The sequence below is a fragment of the Arthrobacter sp. D5-1 genome (assembly GCF_017357425.1).
In the GTDB taxonomy this organism is placed as follows: Bacteria; Actinomycetota; Actinomycetes; order Actinomycetales; family Micrococcaceae; genus Arthrobacter.
On the sequence record NZ_CP014571.1, the window covers coordinates 851194 to 871093 of the forward strand.

A 19900-nucleotide genomic window follows, 5' to 3' on the forward strand; every position below is an offset into this window, starting at 1 on the left:
CCTGCCAAGAGGGCGGCAGGGGCTATCCCGGCTCTCCGTCGGAGCCATGGACATCGGCCTCGGGACTGAGCGGAGGGAAGCCCTCTGGCCGTGGAGTCTCTCCCCTTCCCCCCGCGGTAACCGGCAGGGATGGTGATGGATTGAAGACCAGGCGCAGGACGTCGGGCCGTGCGTAGTGTCCTGCCGGGTCAAGCGTGTTTTTGGCCAGGTCGATTCTCGACAAGTCGATATCCGCGTAGACAATGCCTTCCTCGTTGGGTGGCATGAGCTCGCTGATCAACCCTGAGTTTGGCCCGTAGATACGGGCGAATCCTCCACCCCCGGTGTAAACGGGACACGTGCCTTCGTTTGCGACCGCAAATACCCGGGCGCCTTCTTCGCTCATGATTTGGGAGGACGTGATCACGAAGGTGCCGCCCTCGAGTGCATAAGTCTGGGACGCCGCCATGATGGATTCGGGACTCAGGGCAGGTTCGTTGCCCAATATGCCCAGGCACGGCCAGGCTGCGACATGTATCTGTTCATTCTGCGAATACATGGCGTACTTGGTGAGGGGTTGCAGATGCTCGGCACAATTGAGGGCGCCTAATCGTCCCAGCGCAGTGTCAACCACCCGGATGCCGCTGCCGTCGCTCTCCCCGAACAGCGCACGTTCCACATGGGTCGGCTTCAGCTTGCGGCGGTGCAGTACGACATCGCCATCCGGCCCGATGATGGATTGAGCCATGTAGAGGGAGCCCCCGGCCTTTTCACTGTAGCCAACAACCACAGTGATGGAATTCTCACGGGCCGCCCTGCGAATACGCGCCATTTGAGCGTCCGAAACATGGAGGGAATTGGCGTGATATTTCGCCAGGAATTCCTGCTGCAGGTAAACCGGGTGGCTCCAAAGAAATACGGGGTACCCGGGAATCCAAGTCTCCGGAAAAGCAATCAGCTGGGCACCCGCCGATGCCGCTTCGGCTATCAATTTGAGCGTCTTTGACACTGTGGCTTCTGCATCAAGCCAAACGGGTTCAGCCTGCACCGCGGCAACACGAACAAGCATGGGTTTCTCCTGCGTCAAAGTGAACGGCGATACGGGATTTGTGTGAGCGTAGTCACTGCAAATTGAACTTTACCGCCGGACCTTCAATCGATCCAGTAAATATATTCACTATCCAAAATAGATAACCTCTATAAAGGCACAGAAGGCCAACTGCACGGTGAGATCCCAACATGAATAAACGCGGAGAGACGATGTTTTTGGGCTGCTGGATCAGCAGGTAGCAAGGAGCGTTTTCCCTCTTGTCCGCCTGATGTAAAAACGCCGATGGGGGCCGCTCCGTCATGCGAGCCCTGCTGCCCCTAAACCCCGACCGTCTTCAGGTAGTTCCGGATGCCATCGACCACCAGTTGATGGTCGTCGTCAGAGGACAGGCCGGAGGCCGTGACTGCCCCGATCACACCTGCGCTGGGCACACGGATCGGGAAGGAGCCTCCAGCCAGGGTGTAGTCCTCGTGGGCCAGCCACCCGTTGCCCAGGGGGCTGTGGGTCCGGGAAGCAAACAGCTCGGTCAACAGTGCTGTGCTGTGCTCAAACCGCAGGACGGACGCGGACTTCCGACGGATCCACTCTTCCTGGTCCGACGTTGCGCCGGGCAGGACACAGCGGAAGAGCACGATGTTGTGGCGGCGGATGTCGATCGCCACACCGAACTCCGAAGCGATGGCGTGGTTGGCGATGAGCGAGCCGAGCCGCCAAGCGTCGTGATGGTCGAAGCTGGCGAAGACCAGCTCTTCTTCCTGCTGGCGGAGCTCGGTAAGGCGCGGCGAATCAGTCATTGTCGTTTCCTTCCAAGACGGCGTCTGAGTCGTAGCGGAGCCCTATCTGCCTGCGGATCTCATCCATCGCTGCCATGATGGCCACGCTCTCGCTCGGCGGCAGGATGGTTCCAGCGGTGGAACCGGCCCTGACCAGGCGTTCCAGCTCGGCTGCCTGGTACTGCATGCCCCGGCTGTTCACCGGCTGGTCGTACCGTTCGATAACGCTGCCATCAACGGCATGAACGGTGAACGGCACGGGGTTGTACCAGGTGTGTTCGATGTCGATCCACCCCTCGGTGCCGATCACCATGGCCCGGTTGGCGCTCGCGGCGTCGAGTTCACAATCTACTAGTGCTTGCTGACCGCCCGGGTAGTCAAGAATGGCGGCCGTCTGCCGGTCCACACCCGTCGCGGTCATGGACGTGCTTGCCCGGATTGCGGCAGGCGTGCCAAGGATGTCGAACGCGAAGGAGATCGGGTAGATCCCCAGGTCCAGCAGCGCGCCACCGCCCAGAGCGGGATCGTTCAGCCGGTGGGCAGGGTCCTTGGGCAGGCTCTGGTTATGGCTGGCGACCACCTTCCGGACCTCGCCGATGGCGCCTTCCTGGATGAGTTCGCGGATGCGGATCATATGGGGGAGGAATCGCGTCCACATGGCCTCCAAAGCCACCAGGCCTTTGGCTTCGGCCAGAGCTACGATCTCCTGGGCTTGGTGGGCATTCATGGTGAACGCCTTTTCCACCAGCACGTGCTTGCCGGCGTTCAACGCCATGAGTGCGTTCGCGTGGTGGAAGGGATGCGGTGTGGCGATGTAGATGACGTCCACGTCAGGGTCCGCTACCAGCGCTTCGTAGCTCCCGTGCGCCGTGGTCACACCGTATTGCCCAGCGAACGCCTTGCTTGATTCAAGGCTCCGCGAGCCAACGGCCTGCACGGTAAAGCCGTTCTCGTTGAGGTCCTGCGTTTGCAGGCCGGCGATGAATCCGGTGCCAAGGATGCCCCAGCGAATCGGGGAGGGAGAGGTCACGTCGTTAGTCCTTCATTGAGTCTGCGAGTGGGTAGGCCACGAACGCAAAGTGCGTCGAGTCCGGCGACCAGCTGTTGACGTTGAGGGTACCTTGGCCACCGAAGAGTGGCCATGTATGGAGGGGAATGGTCCAGTCCTCGGTCGAAACAAGCACGACGGCGACCGGCAAGTCGGCGGGGTGGCCAACAGTACCGCTGGGGAACCGGAGATACGTGGCGTGGCTGCCGTCGGGAGAGAGGTGCGGGAACCAGTCGACGGTCTCTGATTCGAGGAGTTGTGCAAAGTTGGACCCGTCCACGCGAATCCGGGCGAGCTGGGCATGGCCGGGCGCCGTGGTGAAGGACTCAGTGTTCAGATAGAGCCATTTCCCATCGGGCGAGTACTCCGGGCCATCGCAGTGGCCTGAACCGACGTCAAGGGGCCCGACGTCGACGCTGGCGGCAGCACCGCCGTCGGACGCTATGGTCATCAGGCGACCCGGCTGCGTAAAGCCGCCGGCTTCGATCCCCACATACGCGAGTTCCTTGCCATCGGGGCTGACGCCGTGGAGGAAATGGAAGCGGCCGTCCTCATCCGTGATCCTGGTAGCGGGGCCACCCTCCAGCAATGTGCGGTAGATATGGCCGTCGTTCGCGGACAGGAAGATGCCTTCGCCATCAGGTGCCAGGACGTGATCGTTGTTCAGGGCCGGAATGCCGCTGAGTGGGACCTGATTGGGCTCGCCGCCCGAACCGCCCGAGACCTCCAGTGTCCATAACTTCCCGTCGCCGTTGAGGACGAGCGCGTCGCCGTCAAGGGTCCAGTTGGGGGCTTCGAACAATACGCAGTCGGTGCTGTACACCAGCTCGGCCCGACCGGTCACCGACGCGATCCACACCTCGCAGCGCTGGCCGGGTTGAAGGGTGCGGATCACGTCGGGTGGTCCTAGTCTTTGCTGCTGAACGCGGCGTCGAAGCTGGTTTGGGAGGCGGGGAAGTCGAATTTCTTGAGCGCGGCGAGGGCTTCGGGGGCGCCGTGGAGTCGGTCCATGCCTGCGTCTTCCCATTCCACGGAGATGGGTCCGTTGTAGCCGATGGCGGTGAGGGCGCGGAAGGACGATTCCCAGGGCACGTCGCCGCGTCCGGCGGAGACGAAGTCCCAGCCGCGGCGGGGGTCGCCCCAGGGCAGGTGGGAGCCCATGACGGTGTTCCGGCCGGTGGGGCGGAGCTTGGTGTCTTTGCAGTCCACGTGGTAGATCCGGTCTTTGAAGTCCCAGATGAAGGACACGGGGTCGATGCCTTGCCACATGAAGTGGGAGGGGTCCCAGTTCAGGCCGAACGCTTCCCGGTGGCCGATCGCTTCGAGGGTCCGGACGGTGGTCCAGTAGTCGTAGGCGATCTCACTCGGGTGGACTTCGTGGGCGAAGCGGACCCCGTTTTCGTCGAAGACGTCCAGGATGGGGTTCCAGCGGTCGGCGAAGTCCTGGTAGCCGGCCTCGATGACTTTCTCGGGGACGGGCGGGAACATGGCCACGTACTGCCAGATGGAAGAGCCGGTGAACCCCACCACGGTGTCCACCCCCAACGCCTTGGCGAGGCGGGCGGTGTGTTTCATTTCTTCGGCGGCGCGTTGGCGGACGCCTTCGGGCTCCCCGTCGCCCCAGACACGTGAGCCGACGATGGCTTCGTGGCGGAAGTCGATGGGGTCATCGCAGACGGCCTGGCCTTTGAGGTGGTTGGAGATGGCCCAGACCTTCAGGTCGTACTTCTCCAGAACGGCGAGTTTGGACTCGACGTAGCCGGGTTCGTCCCAGCGCCATGCGTCCAGGTGGTCTCCGGAGACGGCGATTTCCAGGCCGTCATAGCCCCAGCCCGAGGCAAGGCGCGCGACTTCCTCGAAGGGGAGATCGGCCCACTGGCCGGTAAACAAGGTGTACGGGCGGGGCATGTCAGGCTCCTTCAGTAGCGGATGCGTTGAGCTGGATCAGTGAGCTTTTGGCGGCCGCGGACTCTTCCACGGCGTCCAGGATGTGCTGGACGTTCAGTCCATCCTCGAACGACGGCGACGGCGACTCACCGGCCGCGATCGCGGTGAGGAAGTCCCGGATCTGGTGCGTGAAAGTGTGTTCCCAGCCGATGATGTGACCCTGTGGCCACCAGGCTCCAAGGTACGGGTGCTCCGGTTCGTTGACCAGGATCCGGCGGAAGCCCTGCTCACGGATGGGCGCTGTGGTGTCCATGAAGTTCAGCTCGTTCAGGTTCTCCAGGTCAAACATCAGCGAACCCAGCGAACCGTAGATTTCGAGCTGGAGCGAGTTCTTCTGGCCCGTGGCAACGCGGGAGGCCTCTACTGAGGCGATTGCTCCAGAGGCGAGCGAAAGGTTAACCCAGGCGGCGTCGTCGACCGTGACCTCCTCTGGACCTTCTGCGCCGGGGCGTTGATCAACAAAAGTCTGGAGACGGCCCGATACCTCGGTGACGTCATCGCCCAGGAGGTACAGGATCTGGTCGATGGCGTGGGAAGCGATATCCCCGAGTGCCCCGGAACCGGCGGTTTCCTTGCGGAGGCGCCAGGACATGGGGGACTCCGGGTCGGTGAGCCAGTCCTGCAGGTAGGCGGCGCGGACGTGCCGGACGGTGCCGAGGCGGCCTTCGGCGATGAGTTCGCGGGCCAGCGCCAGGGCAGGGACGCGGCGGTAGTTGAACCCGATCATTGACTGCACTCCGAGGGCACGGGCTTTGGCGGCGGCTGCGGTCATCAGCTCAGCTTCACCCAAGGTGTTGGCCAGCGGCTTCTCCACGAGCACATGCTTGCCCGCCTCCAGCGCGGCGACGGCGATTTCGGCGTGCATCCAGCCCGGTGCGCAGATGTCGATGATGTGGATGTCGTCCCGTTCGATCACGGAACGCCAGTCGGTGGCGGACTCGGCCCAGCCGTACTTGGCTGCGGCTTCCGCTACAGCATCGGCGTCCCGGCCCACCAGCACTTTCTGCTCGAACGCCGGGACGTCAAAGAAGCTGGCCACGTTCCGCCACGCATTGGAGTGGGCTTTGCCCATGAAGGCGTAGCCGATTGCCGCAACGCCCAGCGGTGCGGATTGAGGAATGGTCGTCATGTTCTTCGCCGTTTCCTAAAGGGTCGCTGTTTCGGGTGCCCAGTCCTCAGGGAGGGCAGCGGAGGCGGGTGCGTTGCTGGCGACGTCTACGAACGTGCCGGATTCCACGGATTCGGCGATCGAGACCATGCTGTCCAGCACGTGGTAGGCGAGATCGCCCGTGGCGCGGTGGGCGGTGCCGGCGCGGAGGGCGCGGGCCATGTCCAGGACGCCGAGGCCGCGGCCGTTCGCGGGACCGGTGGAGGGGATGATCTCGGGTTCTTCCGCGCCTGGGCGCCAGAGTTTGAGGTCGCCGTCGAAGTAGTTCGGGTCCGGCAGGGACAGGGTAGCTTCGGAGCCGGTGATTTCGACGAACCCCATCCGCAGGCGCGGGGACTCGAAGGAGAAGACGCTGTGGCTGGATTGGCCGCCTTCGAACTGTGCCATGGAGGAGACGTGCGTGGGGACCTCGACGGCGAATTCCTCGCCGGCTTTGGGTCCGGAACCGATGACACGGGTGGCTTTCGCGGAGGAGCCGACGGCGGCGACCTTGCGGATGGAGCCGAAGGTCTGGATCAGGGCGGTGAGGTAGTAGGGGCCCATGTCGAACAGCGGACCGGCGCCGTGCTGGAACAAGAACGCAGGGTTCGGGTGCCAGGATTCCGGACCGGGAGTCTGGAACGTGGTCATGCCGGTCAAGGGTGTGCCGATGTCGCCGCGTTCGATGATGCGGCGCGCGGTTTGCAGGCCGGCGCCCAGGAAGGTGTCCGGTGCGGTGCCGAGGCGGATGCCGGCGGCGTCGGCTGTTTTGAGCAGGCCGAGCCCGGATTCGCGGTCCAGCGAGAAGGGCTTCTCGGTCCAGACGTGTTTGCCGGCGTTGACCGCAGCGGTGGCGACCTCGACGTGCGCGGCGGGGATGGTCAGGTTCACGATGATTTCGACGTCGGGATGGTTCAGTGCCAGCTCAGGGGTGCCGAATTCGGCGATCCCGTATTCCTTGGCGCGTGCTTCGGCGGCCTCGACGAAGAGGTCGGCGATGACCAGGACTTTCAGGTCCGGGAAGACCGTGAGATTGTCCAGGTATTGCTTGCTGATGTTGCCTGCGCCGATGACGGCAACACCTATGGGGCCTTTACGGGTGGAGGGTGCGAAGCTCATGCCTGTACTCCTTCGGCTGCGTCTGCGCTGGCTGCGGCGGTGAGGTAGGCCAGGCTTTGGGTGATGCCTTCGAAGATGTCGCCGGAGTAGTCATCAAATTCCACCACGCCTACTTCCAGTGACTTCGCTGCGGCGATGACGTCCAGGACCGGGATGGTGCCCTGGCCTGCGGGCTGTTGGGCTTTGGTGTCGGTGGTGGCCGGGCCGTCCTTGATGTGGATGAGCTTTACCCGGTCACCAAGGCGGGCCAGGACTTCCACGGGATCCTGGCCGCCGACGGCTACCCAGTAGGTGTCTATTTCCAGGACCACTTCCGGGTCCAGCAACCCTTCGAAGTATTCCAGTGCGGTTTTGCCCTCGATGGTGGACTCCAGCTCCCAGGCGTGGTTGTGGTACCCCACGCGGATGCCGTACCCGGCGCCCTTCTTCGCTGCGGCGTTGAGCTTGGCAGCGGTGGCCTGGATGGTTTCGGCGTCCTGCCAGTGCTCCGCGGGAAGGAAAGGATCGATCACCGTGGTGATGCCCAGTTCCTTGGCGGCTGCGAAGATCTCGTCCTGATCCTGGGACAACAGCGGGGCGTGCCCGGACGGCGCGGTCAGGCCGTTCTCCTTCAACGCTGCACCGAGTTCCTTGGCCGTGGCCACAAAGTTGTACGGCTCCACCTGCGTGAAACCGATCCCGGCGACCTTCCTGATGGTTCCCGGCAGGTCCTCCTGGATGGCATCGCGGAGGGTGTACAGCTGAAGTGAATACGACATTGGGTTCCTTTTCGGGAGAGGGTGTTTCCGGGAGATCAGGGACTTGGCGCCAGTCTAGTGAGCACCCACTGGGGGAGCTAACGATTCCGCCCGGCAATGGACTGTTCGAGCACTCATTTCAGCCTAGAGGGACTTTTGCCGATCGTCTAGCAAAAGTCGAAGATATTCTGACAAAGTTCTGGTGGATGACATGCATAAGCAATCGTGCTTCACTATGTGGATGACAACAGCTGCTGGAACTGACGCCGGAAGAACCTCCGCGCCAGAGGCCGGCAACCTTTCACGCCCTGGGAATTTGTTTCAGCTCCTCCGCGACGGCAGGGCCCGTACACGTGCTGAGCTTGTTGAAACCACTGGACTGGCCCGTTCCACCGTTGCTGCCCGCATTGACGCCCTCATCAGTTCCGGACTTGTGGGTCCCGCCGGTGAGGCTTCCTCCAGTGGCGGCAGGCCGCCGTCGCGCTTTGCTTTCAACCCCGCCGCGAGGGTGGTCCTGGCCGTCGACGTCGGAGCTACCCACGTGATTGTTGCCGTCACCGACCTCGGCGGCAGCGTCCTGGCCGAGCGGCGCTTGGCGCAGGAAGTCGCCGACGGGCCGGATGCGGTCCTGGGCCGCGTGGTGGCTGCGGGCCGTGAACTCCTGGCCGAAGCCGGACGGAAACCCGGCGACCTCGCTGGCATGGGAATCGGATTGCCCGGGCCTGTGGAGCACCATACCGGGCGACCCGTGAAGCCGCCGATTATGCCTGGCTGGGACGGATTCGACGTCGTCTCCTACGTTCAGCGTTCTTGGCCGGTTCCTGTCCTGGTGGACAACGACGTCAACATCATGGCGCTCGGCGAGCGCACCGCCTACTGGCCGGACCACCAGAACTTCCTGTTCATCAAAGTGGCTACGGGCATCGGAGCCGGCATAATCAGCAGTGGTCAATTGCAGCGCGGTGCCAACGGCACCGCCGGCGACCTCGGCCACGTCCGTGTCCCACGCGGCGACGACGTTCTCTGCCGGTGTGGCAATCACGGATGCCTTGAGGCGCTTGCATCAGGTCCCGCCGTCGCGCGTCAGCTGCAGGCCCAGGGGCTGGAAGCGTCTACCGGCGGTGATGTCCTCAGGCTCGTTGGTGAAGGAAATCTGCAGGCGATCCAGGCGCTGCGGCAGGCGGGGCGCGACGTCGGCGATGTGCTGGCCACCGTGGTCAACCTGCTCAATCCGTCCATGATCATCATCGGCGGCAGTGTGGGGGAGTCCGGCGAGCACCTTGTGGCCGGCATCCGCGAAGTGGTCTACCGGCGGTCCTTGCCGCTGGCCACCACGCACCTGCGCATCGGCATCTCCATGGCAGGCCAGCGTGCCGCGGTCCTGGGCGCCAGCCAAATGGTCACCCAGCATGTCTTGTCGCCGGCCGTGATTGAGGCCACGCTCCAAGCAGCGGGTTAGGTCTTGTTGGGTACCGGTTGCCGGATGAGGGCGTGATAGCAATGAAAGTGATGAAAACTCCTCCTGCATTCTGTGCTTGCCCCTGCGCCCGATGACCCAGTTCCTCGCTAAAGTTCCCCGCGGCTGGCTGATCCTTGCGTGCATTGGCCTCATTGCCCTGAACATGCGCGGTCCCTTTGTGGCTGTGGCTCCTGTGGTGGACTCTCTGCAGCAAGACCTCGGATTCTCGCCTGTAGAGCTTGGACTGCTGACTGGCATTCCCGTGCTGTGCTTCTCCCTCGCTTCCCCGTTGGCTTCCCTGGCGGGACGCCGGTTTGGGGCCGAGTTCGCCGTCATGCTGACGTTGCTCGGAGTGTTGGCCGGCGTGGTCATCCGCTCCAGCGGTGGCGGTGCCTCGGTGATGGTGGGCACGGTGGTCATTGGCGTGGCCATCACCATCGGCAACATCGCGGTGCCGCTGATCATCCGGCGCGACTTCGCACCCCGGCGCCAGGCGACCGCGATGGGCGTTTACACCGCCGCGCTGAATGTTGGTTCGTTCCTTACCTCCGTGGCTACTGCTCCTCTTGCTGAGCTGGTGGGCTGGCGGCTTTCCCTCGCGGCGAGCGCTTTGCTGGCTTTGGTCGCGATCCTGTTCTGGGTTCCTACTGTTGGTCCGCGGCGGGCGTTTGTCCCCCTTGCGGTTCCTGCTCCTCCGGCTTCCCCGGCGGGGCGCGTCGCGGGTGTCCGCTGGCTGACTGCGGGCCTCACACTCGGCTTCGCGGGGCAGGCGTTCTCCTACTACGGGGTTACCGCCTGGCTCCCGAGCTTCCTCTCCGATGAACTCGCCATGGGCACCGCCGAAGCCGGGGCAGGATCCTCCCTCTTCCAGATCTTCGCGATTGTGGGCGGCCTGGGCGTACCACTCCTGGCTCGTTTCGCCAGTACGACGACGGTTGCGGTCACCTTGAGCGCGCTGTGGCTGACCGTACCCTTCGGATTGTTGCTGGCACCTTCGTGGTGGTGGATGTGGTCCTCGCTGGGCGGTATTGCCCAAGGTGGCGGCATCACGGTGATCTTCATAGCCATCATCAAGTTCGCCCAATCTCAGGCCGCCGCCGGCAGGATGTCCGCCGTGGTGCAGGGGGTGGGCTACTGCTTCGCTGCGTTGGCTCCCACTGCCATCGGGTTCGTGCACAGTGTTACCGACGGCTGGACGGTGCCGCTGTTCGTGATCCTCGGCTCGGTCCTGACGTTCTGTGTGTGCACCACGTTGTCCGTGCGCTGGGTGGCCCGGCAGCGGTAAATCGGCTGGGCATGGGTAAGCCCCGCTGCTGGGCTGCCTCCCCGACGGTCGGGGTCACTTGTTGCGAAGAGTGCAGGCAGCCCAGCGTCGGGGCTTGGTGTGTCGCTGACCAGCGAAAAGCTAGGCGGCGACGAGTTCCTCCTCCGTGGCCTCTTCACGGGCCTCGGTGAGGAAGCGGGCGTACGCGGGGATGGTCAGGAAGGTGGGGAATTCTTCGGCCAGTGTGACTTCTTCGAAGATGGCGCGGGCGTCAGCGAAGCGGTCTCCATCGAAGCGTTCCAGGCGGGCGTATTCCTCGTCCAGCATGTCTTCCACCCATTCGCGGGTGATGATATCGCCGTGGTCGGTGATGGCGTGGGAGTGGATCCACTGCCACAGCTGGGACCGGGAGATCTCGGCGGTGGCGGCGTCTTCCATGAGGTTGTGGATGGCCACAGCTCCGTTGCCGCGCAGCCAGGACTCGATGTACCGGATGCCTACCTCGATGTTCAGGCGGACCCCGCCCTCGGTGATGGTTCCCTCGGTGCTGGCGATGTCGATCAGTGCGCGGTCATCGGGGGTGACATCCTCGCGGGAGCGATCCAACTGGTTGGGGCGGTTTCCGAGAACTGAGTCGAACACTTCCCGGCATACCGGCACCAGATCCGGGTGGGCCACCCACGAACCATCAAAACCGTCGTTGGCCTCACGGGTCTTGTCGGCGCGGACTTTCTCGAAGGACGCGGTGTTGGCGGCTTCGTCCTTGCGGTTGGGAACAGCGGCGGCCATCCCACCGATCGCCATTGCCCCGCGACGGTGGCAGGCCCGGACCAGTTGCTCGGTGTAAGCGCGCATGAACGGCTGGGTCATGGTCACCTGGCCGCGGTCCGGGAGCACAAAACGCGGTCCGCGGGTGCGGAAGTTCTTGATCAGGGAGAAGATGTAGTCCCAGCGGCCGGCGTTCAAACCCGACGCATGGTCGCGCAGTTCGTAAAGGATCTCTTCCATCTCGAATGCGGCCGTGATGGTTTCGATCAGGACAGTGGCACGAATGGTGCCCTGCGGGATGCCGAGCAGGTCCTGGGCCAGGACGAAGATGTCGTTCCACAGGCGGGCCTCGAGGTGGTTCTCGATCTTCGGCAGGTAGAAGTACGGGCCCTTGCCCTGGGCGAGCAGGCGGCGGGCATTGTGGAAGAAGAACAAACCGAAGTCCACAATGCCGCCGGCGATCGGCTTGCCGTCGATCAGCATGTGCTTCTCGGGCAGGTGCCAGCCACGGGGACGGACCACGATGGTGGGCAGGTCCTCGGCGGACTTGAGCTTGTACTCCTTGCCCTCAGGGGACGTGAAGTCGATGCGCCGCTCCAAAGCATCGGTCAGGTTCAGCTGGCCCTGGATGACGTTGCGCCACGTCGGCGTGGACGAGTCCTCCATGTCTGCCAGCCAGACCTTGGCCCCGGAGTTCAAGGCGTTGATGGTCATCTTCTTGTCCACCGGGCCCGTGATCTCCACGCGGCGGTCCTCCAAACCCGGAGCCGGGGGAGCTACACGCCAGCTCGGATCATTCCGGATGCCCTCGGTTTGCGGCAGGAACCGCGGATCCTGGCCACCGGAAATCTGGTTACGGCGGGCGTGCCGTGCCTGCATCAGCTCCTGACGACGATCAGCAGTAGCCCTGTGCAACTTGCCGATGAACTCCAAGGCGTCCGGAGTCAAAACCTCGTTCTGCCGGCAGATGGGCTGCGCGGTGATAGTGATGCCATTGATAGTGAAGTTGTCAGTGAAGCTGTTCATTTCAATCTCTCCTATGAGAAGCAAATGTTCGACGGCGGCACTTGCATGAGGTGCGCACCAGACCGGAGGTGCGGTGATGCGGCAGCCTGCGTAAAGGGGCCCTGTGCCCGCCCCCGACCGAGCTCTACGAGGTCCTGGGGCGGGCATGGGGATAGCAGGCAGAGCATTACCGCACTGCAGGTCGGAGGCGAGTGCCGCCGTCGTGCCTTCCGGTGAGCGAAGCGAACAGCTCACCTTTGGGCGTTTTGGTTAGTGGAACTGGCCTTCTTCGGTGGATCCCACCAGGGCCAGGGTGGATGCGTTCGGGTTGAGCGCGGTTGCGATGTCGTCGAAGTAGCCGGTGCCGACCTCGCGCTGGTGCTTGGTAGCGGTGTAGCCGCGGGATTCGGAGGCGAATTCCTTTTCCTGGAGCTCGACGTAGGCGCTCATGCCTTCACGGGCGTAGCCGTGGGCGAGGTCGAACATCGAGTAGTTCAGGGCGTGGAAGCCGGCCAGGGTGATGAACTGGAACGTGAAGCCCATGGCACCGAGTTCGCGCTGGAACTTGGCGATGGTGGTGTCGTCCAGGTGCTTGCGCCAGTTGAAGGACGGGGAGCAGTTGTAGGAAAGCATCTGGTCCGGGAACTCGGCTTTGACCGATTCGGCGAACTTACGGGCCAGCTCCAGGTCCGGGGTGCCGGTCTCCATCCAGATGAGGTCGGAGTACGGTGCGTAGGCCTTGGCACGGGCGATGCAGGGTTCGATGCCGTTGCGGACCTTGTAGAAGCCCTCGGCGGTACGAACCGGCTGTCCGCCTTCGCGGAGGATGAATTCCTGGTCGCGCTCGTCAACGTCGGAGGTGATCAGGGTTGCTGCTTCGGCGTCGGTGCGGGCGATGACGACGGTGGGGGTGTCGGCGACGTCGGCTGCCAGGCGGGCGGCGTTCAGGGTCCGGATGTGCTGCTGGGTGGGGATCAGCACCTTACCGCCCAGGTGGCCGCACTTCTTTTCGGAAGCGAGCTGGTCTTCCCAGTGAACGCCCGAGGCACCGGCGGTGATCATGGATTTCATGAGTTCGTAGGCGTTCAGCGGGCCACCGAAACCTGCTTCGGCATCGGCGACGATCGGGACCAGCCAGTCCTCAACGGTCTTGACGCCCTCGGCATACTCAATCTGGTCTGCGCGGAGCAGTGCGTTGTTGATGCGGCGGACAACCTGCGGGACCGAGTTGGCCGGGTAGAGGGACTGGTCCGGGTAGGTCTGGCCCGAGAGGTTGGCGTCTGCTGCCACCTGCCAGCCGGAGAGGTAGATGGCGCGGAGGCCGGCCTTGACCTGCTGCACTGCCTGGTTGCCGGTCAGTGCGCCCAACGCGTTGGTGTAGCCGCCGGTGGGAGCTTCCTCGGTGAGCTGCTTCCAGAGCTTCTCCGAACCGCGGCGGGCCAGGGTGTGCTCTTCGGAGACGCGACCGCGGAGGCGGACGACGTCGGTGGCCGAGTAATCACGGGTGACGCCTTCCCACCGCGGGTTGGCAGACCATTCAAGTTCCAGCGCCGCTGCCTGCTGCTCTGCGGACTGCTCTGCGGGTTCAAACGATGCGGTCATTGCATGTCTCCTAATATCCAAGTGGGGCTCCCGGGCCGGCCTCCGCTGCGCCTTTGCTGCATCGGCCGGCTTGCCCGGGGTCTGTCTTTCTTTTTCGTAAGTCCTACTTTTCTGCACTTCCAAGGGGGTTGCTAGAGGAAAACTATGGAAAGAATGCACTTCTTCGCGTATTCTCAAGAAATGTCGCCTGTGAGCTGGAATCGTGAAGTCGCATCGCCGTCGTTGTCGCCTGCGCCCCCTGAACTGGACGTCATCAGCCTTGGCCGCCGCGTGCGCCACCTGCGCAAGCAGGCCGGACTGACGCTGGACGACTTGAGTGCCGCCGTCGGGACCGCACCAAGCCAGCTGAGCCTGCTTGAAAACGGCAAGCGGGAGCCCAAACTGGGGTTGCTGCAGCAGCTGGCCGTGTCGCTGAATGTGAGTATCGACCAGCTGTTGGGGGCCGAGCCGCCGAGTCGCAGGGCTGCGCTGGAAATCGAGCTCGAGCGGTACCAGCGCGGACCACTCTACGAGTCCCTGAACCTGCCGAAAATCCGCATCAGCTCGCGGCTTCCGCTTGATGTGCTGGAGTCGCAGGTGGGGCTGCTGCAGGAGCTCGAACGCAAACTTAATGAGCAAGTTGCGACGCCGGAAGAAGCCCGCCGTGCCAACGGCGAGTTGCGTGCCATGATGCGCGAGCGCGGTAACTATTTCCCCGAGTATGAGGCCGAGGCGCAGAAGGTCCTCAAAGGTGTCGGCTACACCACCGGTCCGCTGAGCCAGCATGTCATTGCCGACATCGCCGAGAACCTCGGGTTTTCCCTTCATCATGTGGGCGATTTGCCGCACTCCACACGGTCCGTGACGGACTTGAAGAACCGCAGAATTTACCTGACGCAGAATCAACGCCAGGACCATGATCCCCGGTCGGTCCTCCTCCAGGCGCTGGGCCACTACGTCCTCGGACACGAAACTCCGCGCAACTACGGGGATTTCCTGGCACAGAGGGTGGCCACCAACTACTTCGCGGCTGCTTTGTTGCTTCCGGAGCAAGCAACGGTGGAGTTCCTGCAAAAAGCCAAAGCGGCCAAGGAAATCGCTGTGGAAGACATTCGGGATGCTTTCGCCGTGTCCTACGAGACCGCCGCGCACCGATTCACCAACCTGGCCACGAAGCACCTCGGCATCACCACGCATTTCCAGAAGACGCACCAGTCCGGCATCATCTACAAGGCGTACGAGAACGACGGCGTCACTTTCCCGCAGGACCATACCGGGGCCATTGAGGGGCAGCCATCGTGCAAGGCGTGGACCTCACGTGCCGTGTTCGACGTGCCTGACAAGTTCAGCGCTTACAGCCAGTACACCGACACACCCTCGGGCACGTACTGGTGCACAGCGCGCACCGAGCGGTCAGCCAACGGCGAGTTCTCACTCAGTATCGGTGTTCCCTACCAGCACGTGAAATGGTTCCGCGGCCGGGAGACCACGGCCCGGGCCACGTCCAACTGTCCGGATCCCAATTGCTGCAAGCGGCCGCCGGCCTCTCTCGCCAACGAGTGGGCGGGCAACGCCTGGCCATCCGCCAGGGCGCATTCGCACCTGCTCGCGGCCATGCCTCCAGGAGCCTTTCCCGGCGTGGACGAGACCGAGGTGTACAGCTTCCTGGCCGCCCACTCCGACCGCTGACCCTCTCTCACATCACTCGTGCTTGAGGCCCACGCTCTCTCACATCACTCGTGCTTGAGCGTGACCGTCTATCACCTTCCGGCAACATTTGGCGATCCCTCTCTCACATCGAGTGAGTTCCCACGTCAAAGGGGGCACCATGTGAAGACAACGCCAAGCAGGGGATGCGCCATGAATTCAGTCCGGAAGGTGGCCGCGGCCATCGCGGCAGCCGCAGTGGTAAGTGGTTCTGCGACTCTCAGCGCCTGCGCACCCCAACCATCCGGCGTCGAACTCCAAACGGCCGACGGCGTGACCCGGGCGTCGGTGCAAACGGCGGACTACCCGGCGCAGCTTAAAGCCTTCAACGCCTCTGCACGCAAGCTCGGTGCCACCTTGCTCGCCGATGGCGGCGACTCCTCCAATGGAAACGTCGTGTCGTCGCCGGCAAGCCTGTTGATCGCGTTGAGCATGCTCCGCGCAGGCGCCTCGGGTGCCACGGCTGCAGAGATGGACTCAGCTCTGGGGTTGCCCACCGAGGGGCGCGACGAAGCGATGAACGCGCTGCTCGCCTCCTTGGAAAAGTTCGACGGCGACCCCAGCTCGGTGGACGAAGACGACCCGCCGCGCAAACCGGTGATGCATGCTGCCAACGGGCTGTTCATTGATAGAGGCGTCCCTACCGGCGGGGCCTTCCTGGCCACGCTCGCCAAACATTTCGGCACGGGGGTGTACCCGGTGTCGTTCCGGGACGAGGCCGTCACCAAACCGGCCATCGATCGCTGGGTCAGCAGGAACACCGGGGGTCGGATCAAGGAAGCACCCGCACAATACGATCCCGACAACACCTTCAGCCTGCTCAACACGCTCTATCTCGCAGCTGCCTGGCAGACGCCGTTCGACGCGAGCGACACCTCGGACGCGCCCTTTACCAAGGCTGGTGGAGAAGTCATCGAGGTACCGGCCATGAGCGCCCTCTTGGGGTTGGCCTACGCAGAGGGCCCCGGATGGAAGGCCGTGGACCTGCCTTACGCCGAGGGCTTCGTGATGCGGCTGATACTGCCCGACGGCGGTGCGTCGGGTTCGGCTGGTTCGGCTGCGGTTTCTGCGGAGGTGCTGGGTGAGGTGGCGGGCGGATTGAGCAGCGCCCCTTTGGATATGGTCCACCTGCAGCTGCCCAAGTGGGACCACAAGACCACGTTCGACCTGCGTAAGGTCTTCGAAACACTCGGACTCAACCAGATGCTGGCCACGGACAAGGACTTCAACGACATCCAGCCGGACATGAAACTGACACAGGCTGCGCAGGCCGCCAACATTACGGTTGCCGAGAAGGGCACCATCGCGTCGGCCGTCACTCAACTTAACGCCGTGGGCTCAGCCGCAGCGCCCGAACCCCAACGCGAGCTGATCCTCGACCGCCCGTTCCACTACGAGATCGTGCATGTGGAGACGGGAATGCCTCTGTTCACGGGGTGGGTGGCTGACCCGCGGTGAGGGCCGGCCTATCGAGTTCGCTGGAACGCTGCGGTAACGCCGGAAGTTTCCGGGGGTTCCCGGCGTTTTCCCGCGACCTCAGTGCCGGTAGTGGCCGCGGTTAGCGGACCAGGCGGCTCACCAGTATGGCCGCCGCATCTACCACTTCGTCGGCCTCGCGCTTGGTGGCGCTGAGGGCTACTTCCTGCCCTGCCACGGTGACGATGTCCGTGATGACAGCCACCGTGAGCCTGCCAAGGGTGTCGTCGCTGGCACCCAGGAGCACGGTATTTTGCCGGACCCACTCGCGTCCGCGCTCGCGTCGCAGTACCTCGAAGCCCGGGGGAGTGTCGCCTTCAATGAACACCCGCTCCAGATCACGGTGCTTCCAGGTGTAGTCGAAGTAGCTGCGGCTGCCTACGTTGAACAGGGCCAAGGGGTCGTTCTCGCCGTTTTTACGGGATTTGGCCACGGCCGCGGCCACCAGGCGCTCGTGTTCGTTTTGATAGTCGTCCCACAGTGCCAGGAAGAGTTCTGTCTTGCCGCCGAAGTGGTGATAGAGGCTGCCTACGCTGGATCCAGCGCGGGCCACGATGTCCGAGATGCTCGCGCCGGTGAAGCCATGCTCGACGAATACATCGCTGGCCGCATCCAGCAGGTTGCGTTGGGTTGCCGCGGTGCGGGTCCATTTCCAGGAGCCGGCATGGCTGGCTACTTCGGACGTCTTACGGACCACGCTTGGCCTCCCTTCGCGGCAGGACGTAGATCGGAGTGTCGGACGGCTATTTTTTGGAATCCTACCTCCCAAGGAAACCAGATAGCCAGCAACAAGCCTTGACTGGCTCATGAAACACAGGAAATAATTCTGGAAGTCTGTTCTAGAAATACGTATTGCGGCATGTATCCGAATGCTGCGATTTTTGACGTCGAACGCCCCGAAACCCGGGTGCCGTTTTCACCGTCGGGCCGCAACTGGTTGAATCGCTGTATAGCGCCAACTGGTCGCAGCCAAACAAGCCAGAGAGGAACGCGGCCTGATGTCCGTTTCAAGCAAGTCGTCCGGGATCACGTCGAACAGGTGGTTCAAACCCGTCGTCGTCACCGCAGGAGCTTTGGTGGTGGCACTGATTCTGGTGCTCGTTGCGCAATGGCTCCGGACCCTCCAGCCGGTCCAGCAATTCCTGACGGACTACCCCGGGCACTCGGCCGTTCCCGAGGGCACTCCTACCGGCTTCCCCGCGTGGCTCGGCTGGCAGCACTTCCTCAACATGTTCTTCATCGTCCTGATCATCCGTTCGGGCTGGCAGGTGCGGACCACCACCCGCCCGGCGGCCAACTGGACGCGGAACAACAAGGGCTTCATCAAGACCAAGAACCCGCCTACCAAGATCAGCCTGGACCTTTGGTTCCACCTGACGCTTGACGCGCTCTGGGTCTTGAACGGCATCATCTTCATCGTGTTGCTCTTCGCCACCGGGCAGTGGTTGAGGATCGTGCCGACCAGCTGGGACGTCTTCCCCAACGCAATCTCGGCCGGTCTGCAGTACGCCTCGCTGAACTGGCCCGTCGAAAACGGTTGGAACAACTACAACAGCCTGCAGCTCCTCACCTACTTCATCACGGTCTTCATCGCGGCCCCGCTGGCCATCATCACGGGCCTTCGGATGTCTGGGGCATGGCCAAAGAAGGCCGCGATCAACAAGTTCTATCCCATTGAACTTGCCCGCAAGATCCACTTCCCGGTGATGATCTACTTCGTCGCGTTCGTGATCGTCCACGTGACGCTGGTGCTGGCCACTGGCGCGCTGAGGAACCTCAACCACATGTACGCCGCAAACGACGACAACAACAGCTGGTGGGGCTTTGGGATCTTCGCAGCTTCCATTGTGTTCACAGCGGCCGCCTGGTTCCTCGCCCGGCCGTTGTTCCTGCGCCCGATCGCCTCGCTCATGGGCAAGGTCTCCCGCTAACCCGCACGCAAAAACAGCCGCCTCGGAAGTGTTTCCGGGGCGGCTGTTTTTGCGTGACGCAGAGGCTAGGACAGAGCCCCGCCCTGCCACAGCGCATCAAAGGGAGCCCCGGAGGACACGCGGTTCTTGATACCCGCGGTCACGAACGCCTTCGCCGTACGGGCTGCTTCAAGCGGCGTGGCACCCTTGGCCAATTCGGCCGTCACAGCTGCAGCAAGGGAGCAACCGGCGCCGGACACAGCAACTTCGCCGACCTTCGGGGCACGCAGGACTTCCAGCGTCTCGCCGTCGTAGTAAACGTCGACGGCGTCGGGGCCTTCCAGTCGAACCCCGCCTTTGGCGAGGACTGCTGCGCCGCTGATCTCGTGGATGCGGATGGCGGCGGCCTTGAGCGTCTCTTCGTCAGTAATGGTGAGGCCGGACAGCGACTCGGCTTCGAAGTGGTTCGGAGTGACGAAGGTGGCCAGTGGCAGGATCTGCGCCTTCAACGCCTGGTCCGTGTCCAGGGCGTGGCCTGGTTCTTGCCCCTTGCAGATGAGGACCGGGTCCAGCACCACGTGCTTGAAGGATCCGTCGGTCAGTGCCTTCTCCACGGTGCTGATGGTTGCCGGGCTTCCGAGCATACCGATCTTCACGGTGTCCAACACCGACGGTGCGCCGGAAGCGGCACCATAGGCCGCCGTCGTGGCTTCCAGCTGGTCTGCAATGACGTGCTGGTCCACCGGCACAAAGCGGTGGTTCCAGTTGTCCTGCGGGTTGAAGGACACGATGCAGGTGAGGTTCGCAATGCCGAACACTCCGAGTTCCTGGAAGGTCTTGAGGTCGGCCTGCGCGCCGGCGCCACCGGTCGCTTCGGAGCCGGCGATGGTCAGGGCAATGGCAGGGGCAACGGCTGAAGTCATGTCATC

The 19900-nt window shown here is 63.4% G+C and carries 17 protein-coding genes; 5 read left to right on the forward strand and 12 right to left on the reverse strand.

What is annotated here, in order from left to right:
- Positions 1-22: 22 nt before the first annotated feature.
- The 8 genes from AYX22_RS04050 to AYX22_RS04085 all read right to left on the reverse strand — a co-directional run bounded on the left by AYX22_RS04050 (position 23) and on the right by AYX22_RS04085 (position 7822).
- Positions 23-1048, reverse strand: a complete 1026-nt coding sequence (locus AYX22_RS04050) for a carbon-nitrogen hydrolase family protein (protein ID WP_207596223.1) — start codon at positions 1046-1048, stop codon at positions 23-25.
- A 299-nt stretch (positions 1049-1347) separates the two neighbouring features.
- Positions 1348-1824: a heme-degrading domain-containing protein gene (locus AYX22_RS04055; RefSeq protein ID WP_207596224.1), complete on the reverse strand. Its 477-nt coding sequence runs from the start codon at positions 1822-1824 to the stop codon at positions 1348-1350.
- Complete coding sequence (locus tag AYX22_RS04060) at positions 1817-2833, reverse strand: Gfo/Idh/MocA family oxidoreductase (RefSeq protein ID WP_207596225.1); 1017 nt, start codon at positions 2831-2833, stop codon at positions 1817-1819. Before AYX22_RS04060 ends, AYX22_RS04055 begins: the two co-directional genes overlap by 8 nt.
- 4 nt (positions 2834-2837) lie before the next feature.
- Positions 2838-3746, reverse strand: a complete 909-nt coding sequence (locus tag AYX22_RS04065; protein ID WP_207596226.1) for a biopolymer transporter Tol — start codon at positions 3744-3746, stop codon at positions 2838-2840.
- Positions 3747-3757: 11 nt separating this feature from the next.
- Entirely contained in the window at positions 3758-4759 is a 1002-nt protein-coding gene (locus tag AYX22_RS04070; RefSeq protein WP_207596227.1) for a sugar phosphate isomerase/epimerase family protein, read from the reverse strand.
- 1 nt (position 4760) lies between these two features.
- Positions 4761-5927 carry a Gfo/Idh/MocA family oxidoreductase gene (locus AYX22_RS04075; RefSeq protein ID WP_207596228.1) on the reverse strand — a complete coding sequence of 389 codons (1167 nt, stop codon included), beginning with the start codon at positions 5925-5927 and terminating at the stop codon, positions 4761-4763.
- Between the two features lie 15 nt (positions 5928-5942).
- Complete coding sequence (locus AYX22_RS04080) at positions 5943-7064, reverse strand: Gfo/Idh/MocA family oxidoreductase (protein WP_207596229.1); 1122 nt, start codon at positions 7062-7064, stop codon at positions 5943-5945.
- Positions 7061-7822 (reverse strand): sugar phosphate isomerase/epimerase, encoded by a 762-nt coding sequence (locus AYX22_RS04085; protein ID WP_207596230.1) that lies wholly within the window; start codon positions 7820-7822, stop codon positions 7061-7063. The genes AYX22_RS04080 and AYX22_RS04085 overlap by 4 nt, the downstream gene beginning before the upstream one ends.
- A 220-nt stretch (positions 7823-8042) precedes the next feature.
- On the opposite strand from AYX22_RS04085, the gene AYX22_RS04090 reads away from it, so the two are divergent.
- Entirely contained in the window at positions 8043-9260 is a 1218-nt protein-coding gene (locus AYX22_RS04090; RefSeq protein ID WP_207596231.1) for an ROK family transcriptional regulator, read from the forward strand.
- Between the two features lie 91 nt (positions 9261-9351).
- Positions 9352-10545 carry an MFS transporter gene (locus AYX22_RS04095; protein WP_207596232.1) on the forward strand — a complete coding sequence of 398 codons (1194 nt, stop codon included), beginning with the start codon at positions 9352-9354 and terminating at the stop codon, positions 10543-10545.
- A gap of 120 nt (positions 10546-10665) precedes the next feature.
- On the opposite strand, the gene aceB is transcribed toward AYX22_RS04095, so the two are convergent.
- Complete coding sequence (gene aceB, locus AYX22_RS04100; protein WP_207596233.1) at positions 10666-12318, reverse strand: malate synthase A; 1653 nt, start codon at positions 12316-12318, stop codon at positions 10666-10668.
- Between the two features lie 249 nt (positions 12319-12567).
- Positions 12568-13899 (reverse strand): isocitrate lyase, encoded by a 1332-nt coding sequence (gene aceA / locus AYX22_RS04105; RefSeq protein WP_089593676.1) that lies wholly within the window; start codon positions 13897-13899, stop codon positions 12568-12570.
- A 153-nt stretch (positions 13900-14052) separates the two neighbouring features.
- Between aceA and AYX22_RS04110 the strand changes: the two genes are divergently transcribed.
- Together AYX22_RS04110 and AYX22_RS04115 are read left to right on the forward strand one after the other, a co-directional pair.
- The gene (locus AYX22_RS04110) at positions 14053-15567 is read left to right on the forward strand and encodes an XRE family transcriptional regulator (RefSeq protein WP_207597461.1); all 1515 of its coding nucleotides are present in this window, start codon (positions 14053-14055) and stop codon (positions 15565-15567) included.
- A gap of 171 nt (positions 15568-15738) precedes the next feature.
- Entirely contained in the window at positions 15739-17043 is a 1305-nt protein-coding gene (locus AYX22_RS04115; RefSeq protein WP_207596234.1) for a serpin family protein, read from the forward strand.
- A gap of 100 nt (positions 17044-17143) precedes the next feature.
- On the opposite strand, the gene AYX22_RS04120 is transcribed toward AYX22_RS04115, so the two are convergent.
- Complete coding sequence (locus AYX22_RS04120) at positions 17144-17758, reverse strand: TetR/AcrR family transcriptional regulator (protein ID WP_207596235.1); 615 nt, start codon at positions 17756-17758, stop codon at positions 17144-17146.
- A gap of 301 nt (positions 17759-18059) precedes the next feature.
- Between AYX22_RS04120 and AYX22_RS04125 the strand changes: the two genes are divergently transcribed.
- Positions 18060-18992, forward strand: a complete 933-nt coding sequence (locus tag AYX22_RS04125; protein ID WP_207596236.1) for a cytochrome b/b6 domain-containing protein — start codon at positions 18060-18062, stop codon at positions 18990-18992.
- A 65-nt stretch (positions 18993-19057) separates the two neighbouring features.
- Here AYX22_RS04125 and AYX22_RS04130 read toward each other — a convergent pair whose 3' ends face one another.
- Positions 19058-19894 (reverse strand): hydroxymethylpyrimidine/phosphomethylpyrimidine kinase, encoded by an 837-nt coding sequence (locus tag AYX22_RS04130; RefSeq protein WP_207596237.1) that lies wholly within the window; start codon positions 19892-19894, stop codon positions 19058-19060.
- Positions 19895-19900: the final 6 nt, after the last annotated feature.

What these genes read in the sequence shown, in the direction of transcription:
- AYX22_RS04050 (WP_207596223.1), bottom strand. Translation starts at nt 1,048, where the DNA reads ATGCTTGTTCGTGTTGCCGCGGTGCAGGCTGAACCCGTTTGGCTTGAT.
- AYX22_RS04055 (WP_207596224.1), bottom strand. Translation starts at nt 1,824, where the DNA reads ATGACTGATTCGCCGCGCCTTACCGAGCTCCGCCAGCAGGAAGAAGAG.
- AYX22_RS04070 (WP_207596227.1), bottom strand. Translation starts at nt 4,759, where the DNA reads ATGCCCCGCCCGTACACCTTGTTTACCGGCCAGTGGGCCGATCTCCCC.
- AYX22_RS04075 (WP_207596228.1), bottom strand. Translation starts at nt 5,927, where the DNA reads ATGACGACCATTCCTCAATCCGCACCGCTGGGCGTTGCGGCAATCGGC.
- AYX22_RS04080 (WP_207596229.1), bottom strand. Translation starts at nt 7,064, where the DNA reads ATGAGCTTCGCACCCTCCACCCGTAAAGGCCCCATAGGTGTTGCCGTC.
- AYX22_RS04085 (WP_207596230.1), bottom strand. Translation starts at nt 7,822, where the DNA reads ATGTCGTATTCACTTCAGCTGTACACCCTCCGCGATGCCATCCAGGAG.
- AYX22_RS04090 (WP_207596231.1), top strand. Translation starts at nt 8,043, where the DNA reads ATGACAACAGCTGCTGGAACTGACGCCGGAAGAACCTCCGCGCCAGAG.
- AYX22_RS04095 (WP_207596232.1), top strand. Translation starts at nt 9,352, where the DNA reads ATGACCCAGTTCCTCGCTAAAGTTCCCCGCGGCTGGCTGATCCTTGCG.
- aceB (WP_207596233.1), bottom strand. Translation starts at nt 12,318, where the DNA reads ATGAACAGCTTCACTGACAACTTCACTATCAATGGCATCACTATCACC.
- aceA (WP_089593676.1), bottom strand. Translation starts at nt 13,899, where the DNA reads ATGACCGCATCGTTTGAACCCGCAGAGCAGTCCGCAGAGCAGCAGGCA.
- AYX22_RS04110 (WP_207597461.1), top strand. Translation starts at nt 14,053, where the DNA reads ATGCACTTCTTCGCGTATTCTCAAGAAATGTCGCCTGTGAGCTGGAAT.
- AYX22_RS04115 (WP_207596234.1), top strand. Translation starts at nt 15,739, where the DNA reads ATGAATTCAGTCCGGAAGGTGGCCGCGGCCATCGCGGCAGCCGCAGTG.
- AYX22_RS04125 (WP_207596236.1), top strand. Translation starts at nt 18,060, where the DNA reads ATGTCCGTTTCAAGCAAGTCGTCCGGGATCACGTCGAACAGGTGGTTC.
- AYX22_RS04130 (WP_207596237.1), bottom strand. Translation starts at nt 19,894, where the DNA reads ATGACTTCAGCCGTTGCCCCTGCCATTGCCCTGACCATCGCCGGCTCC.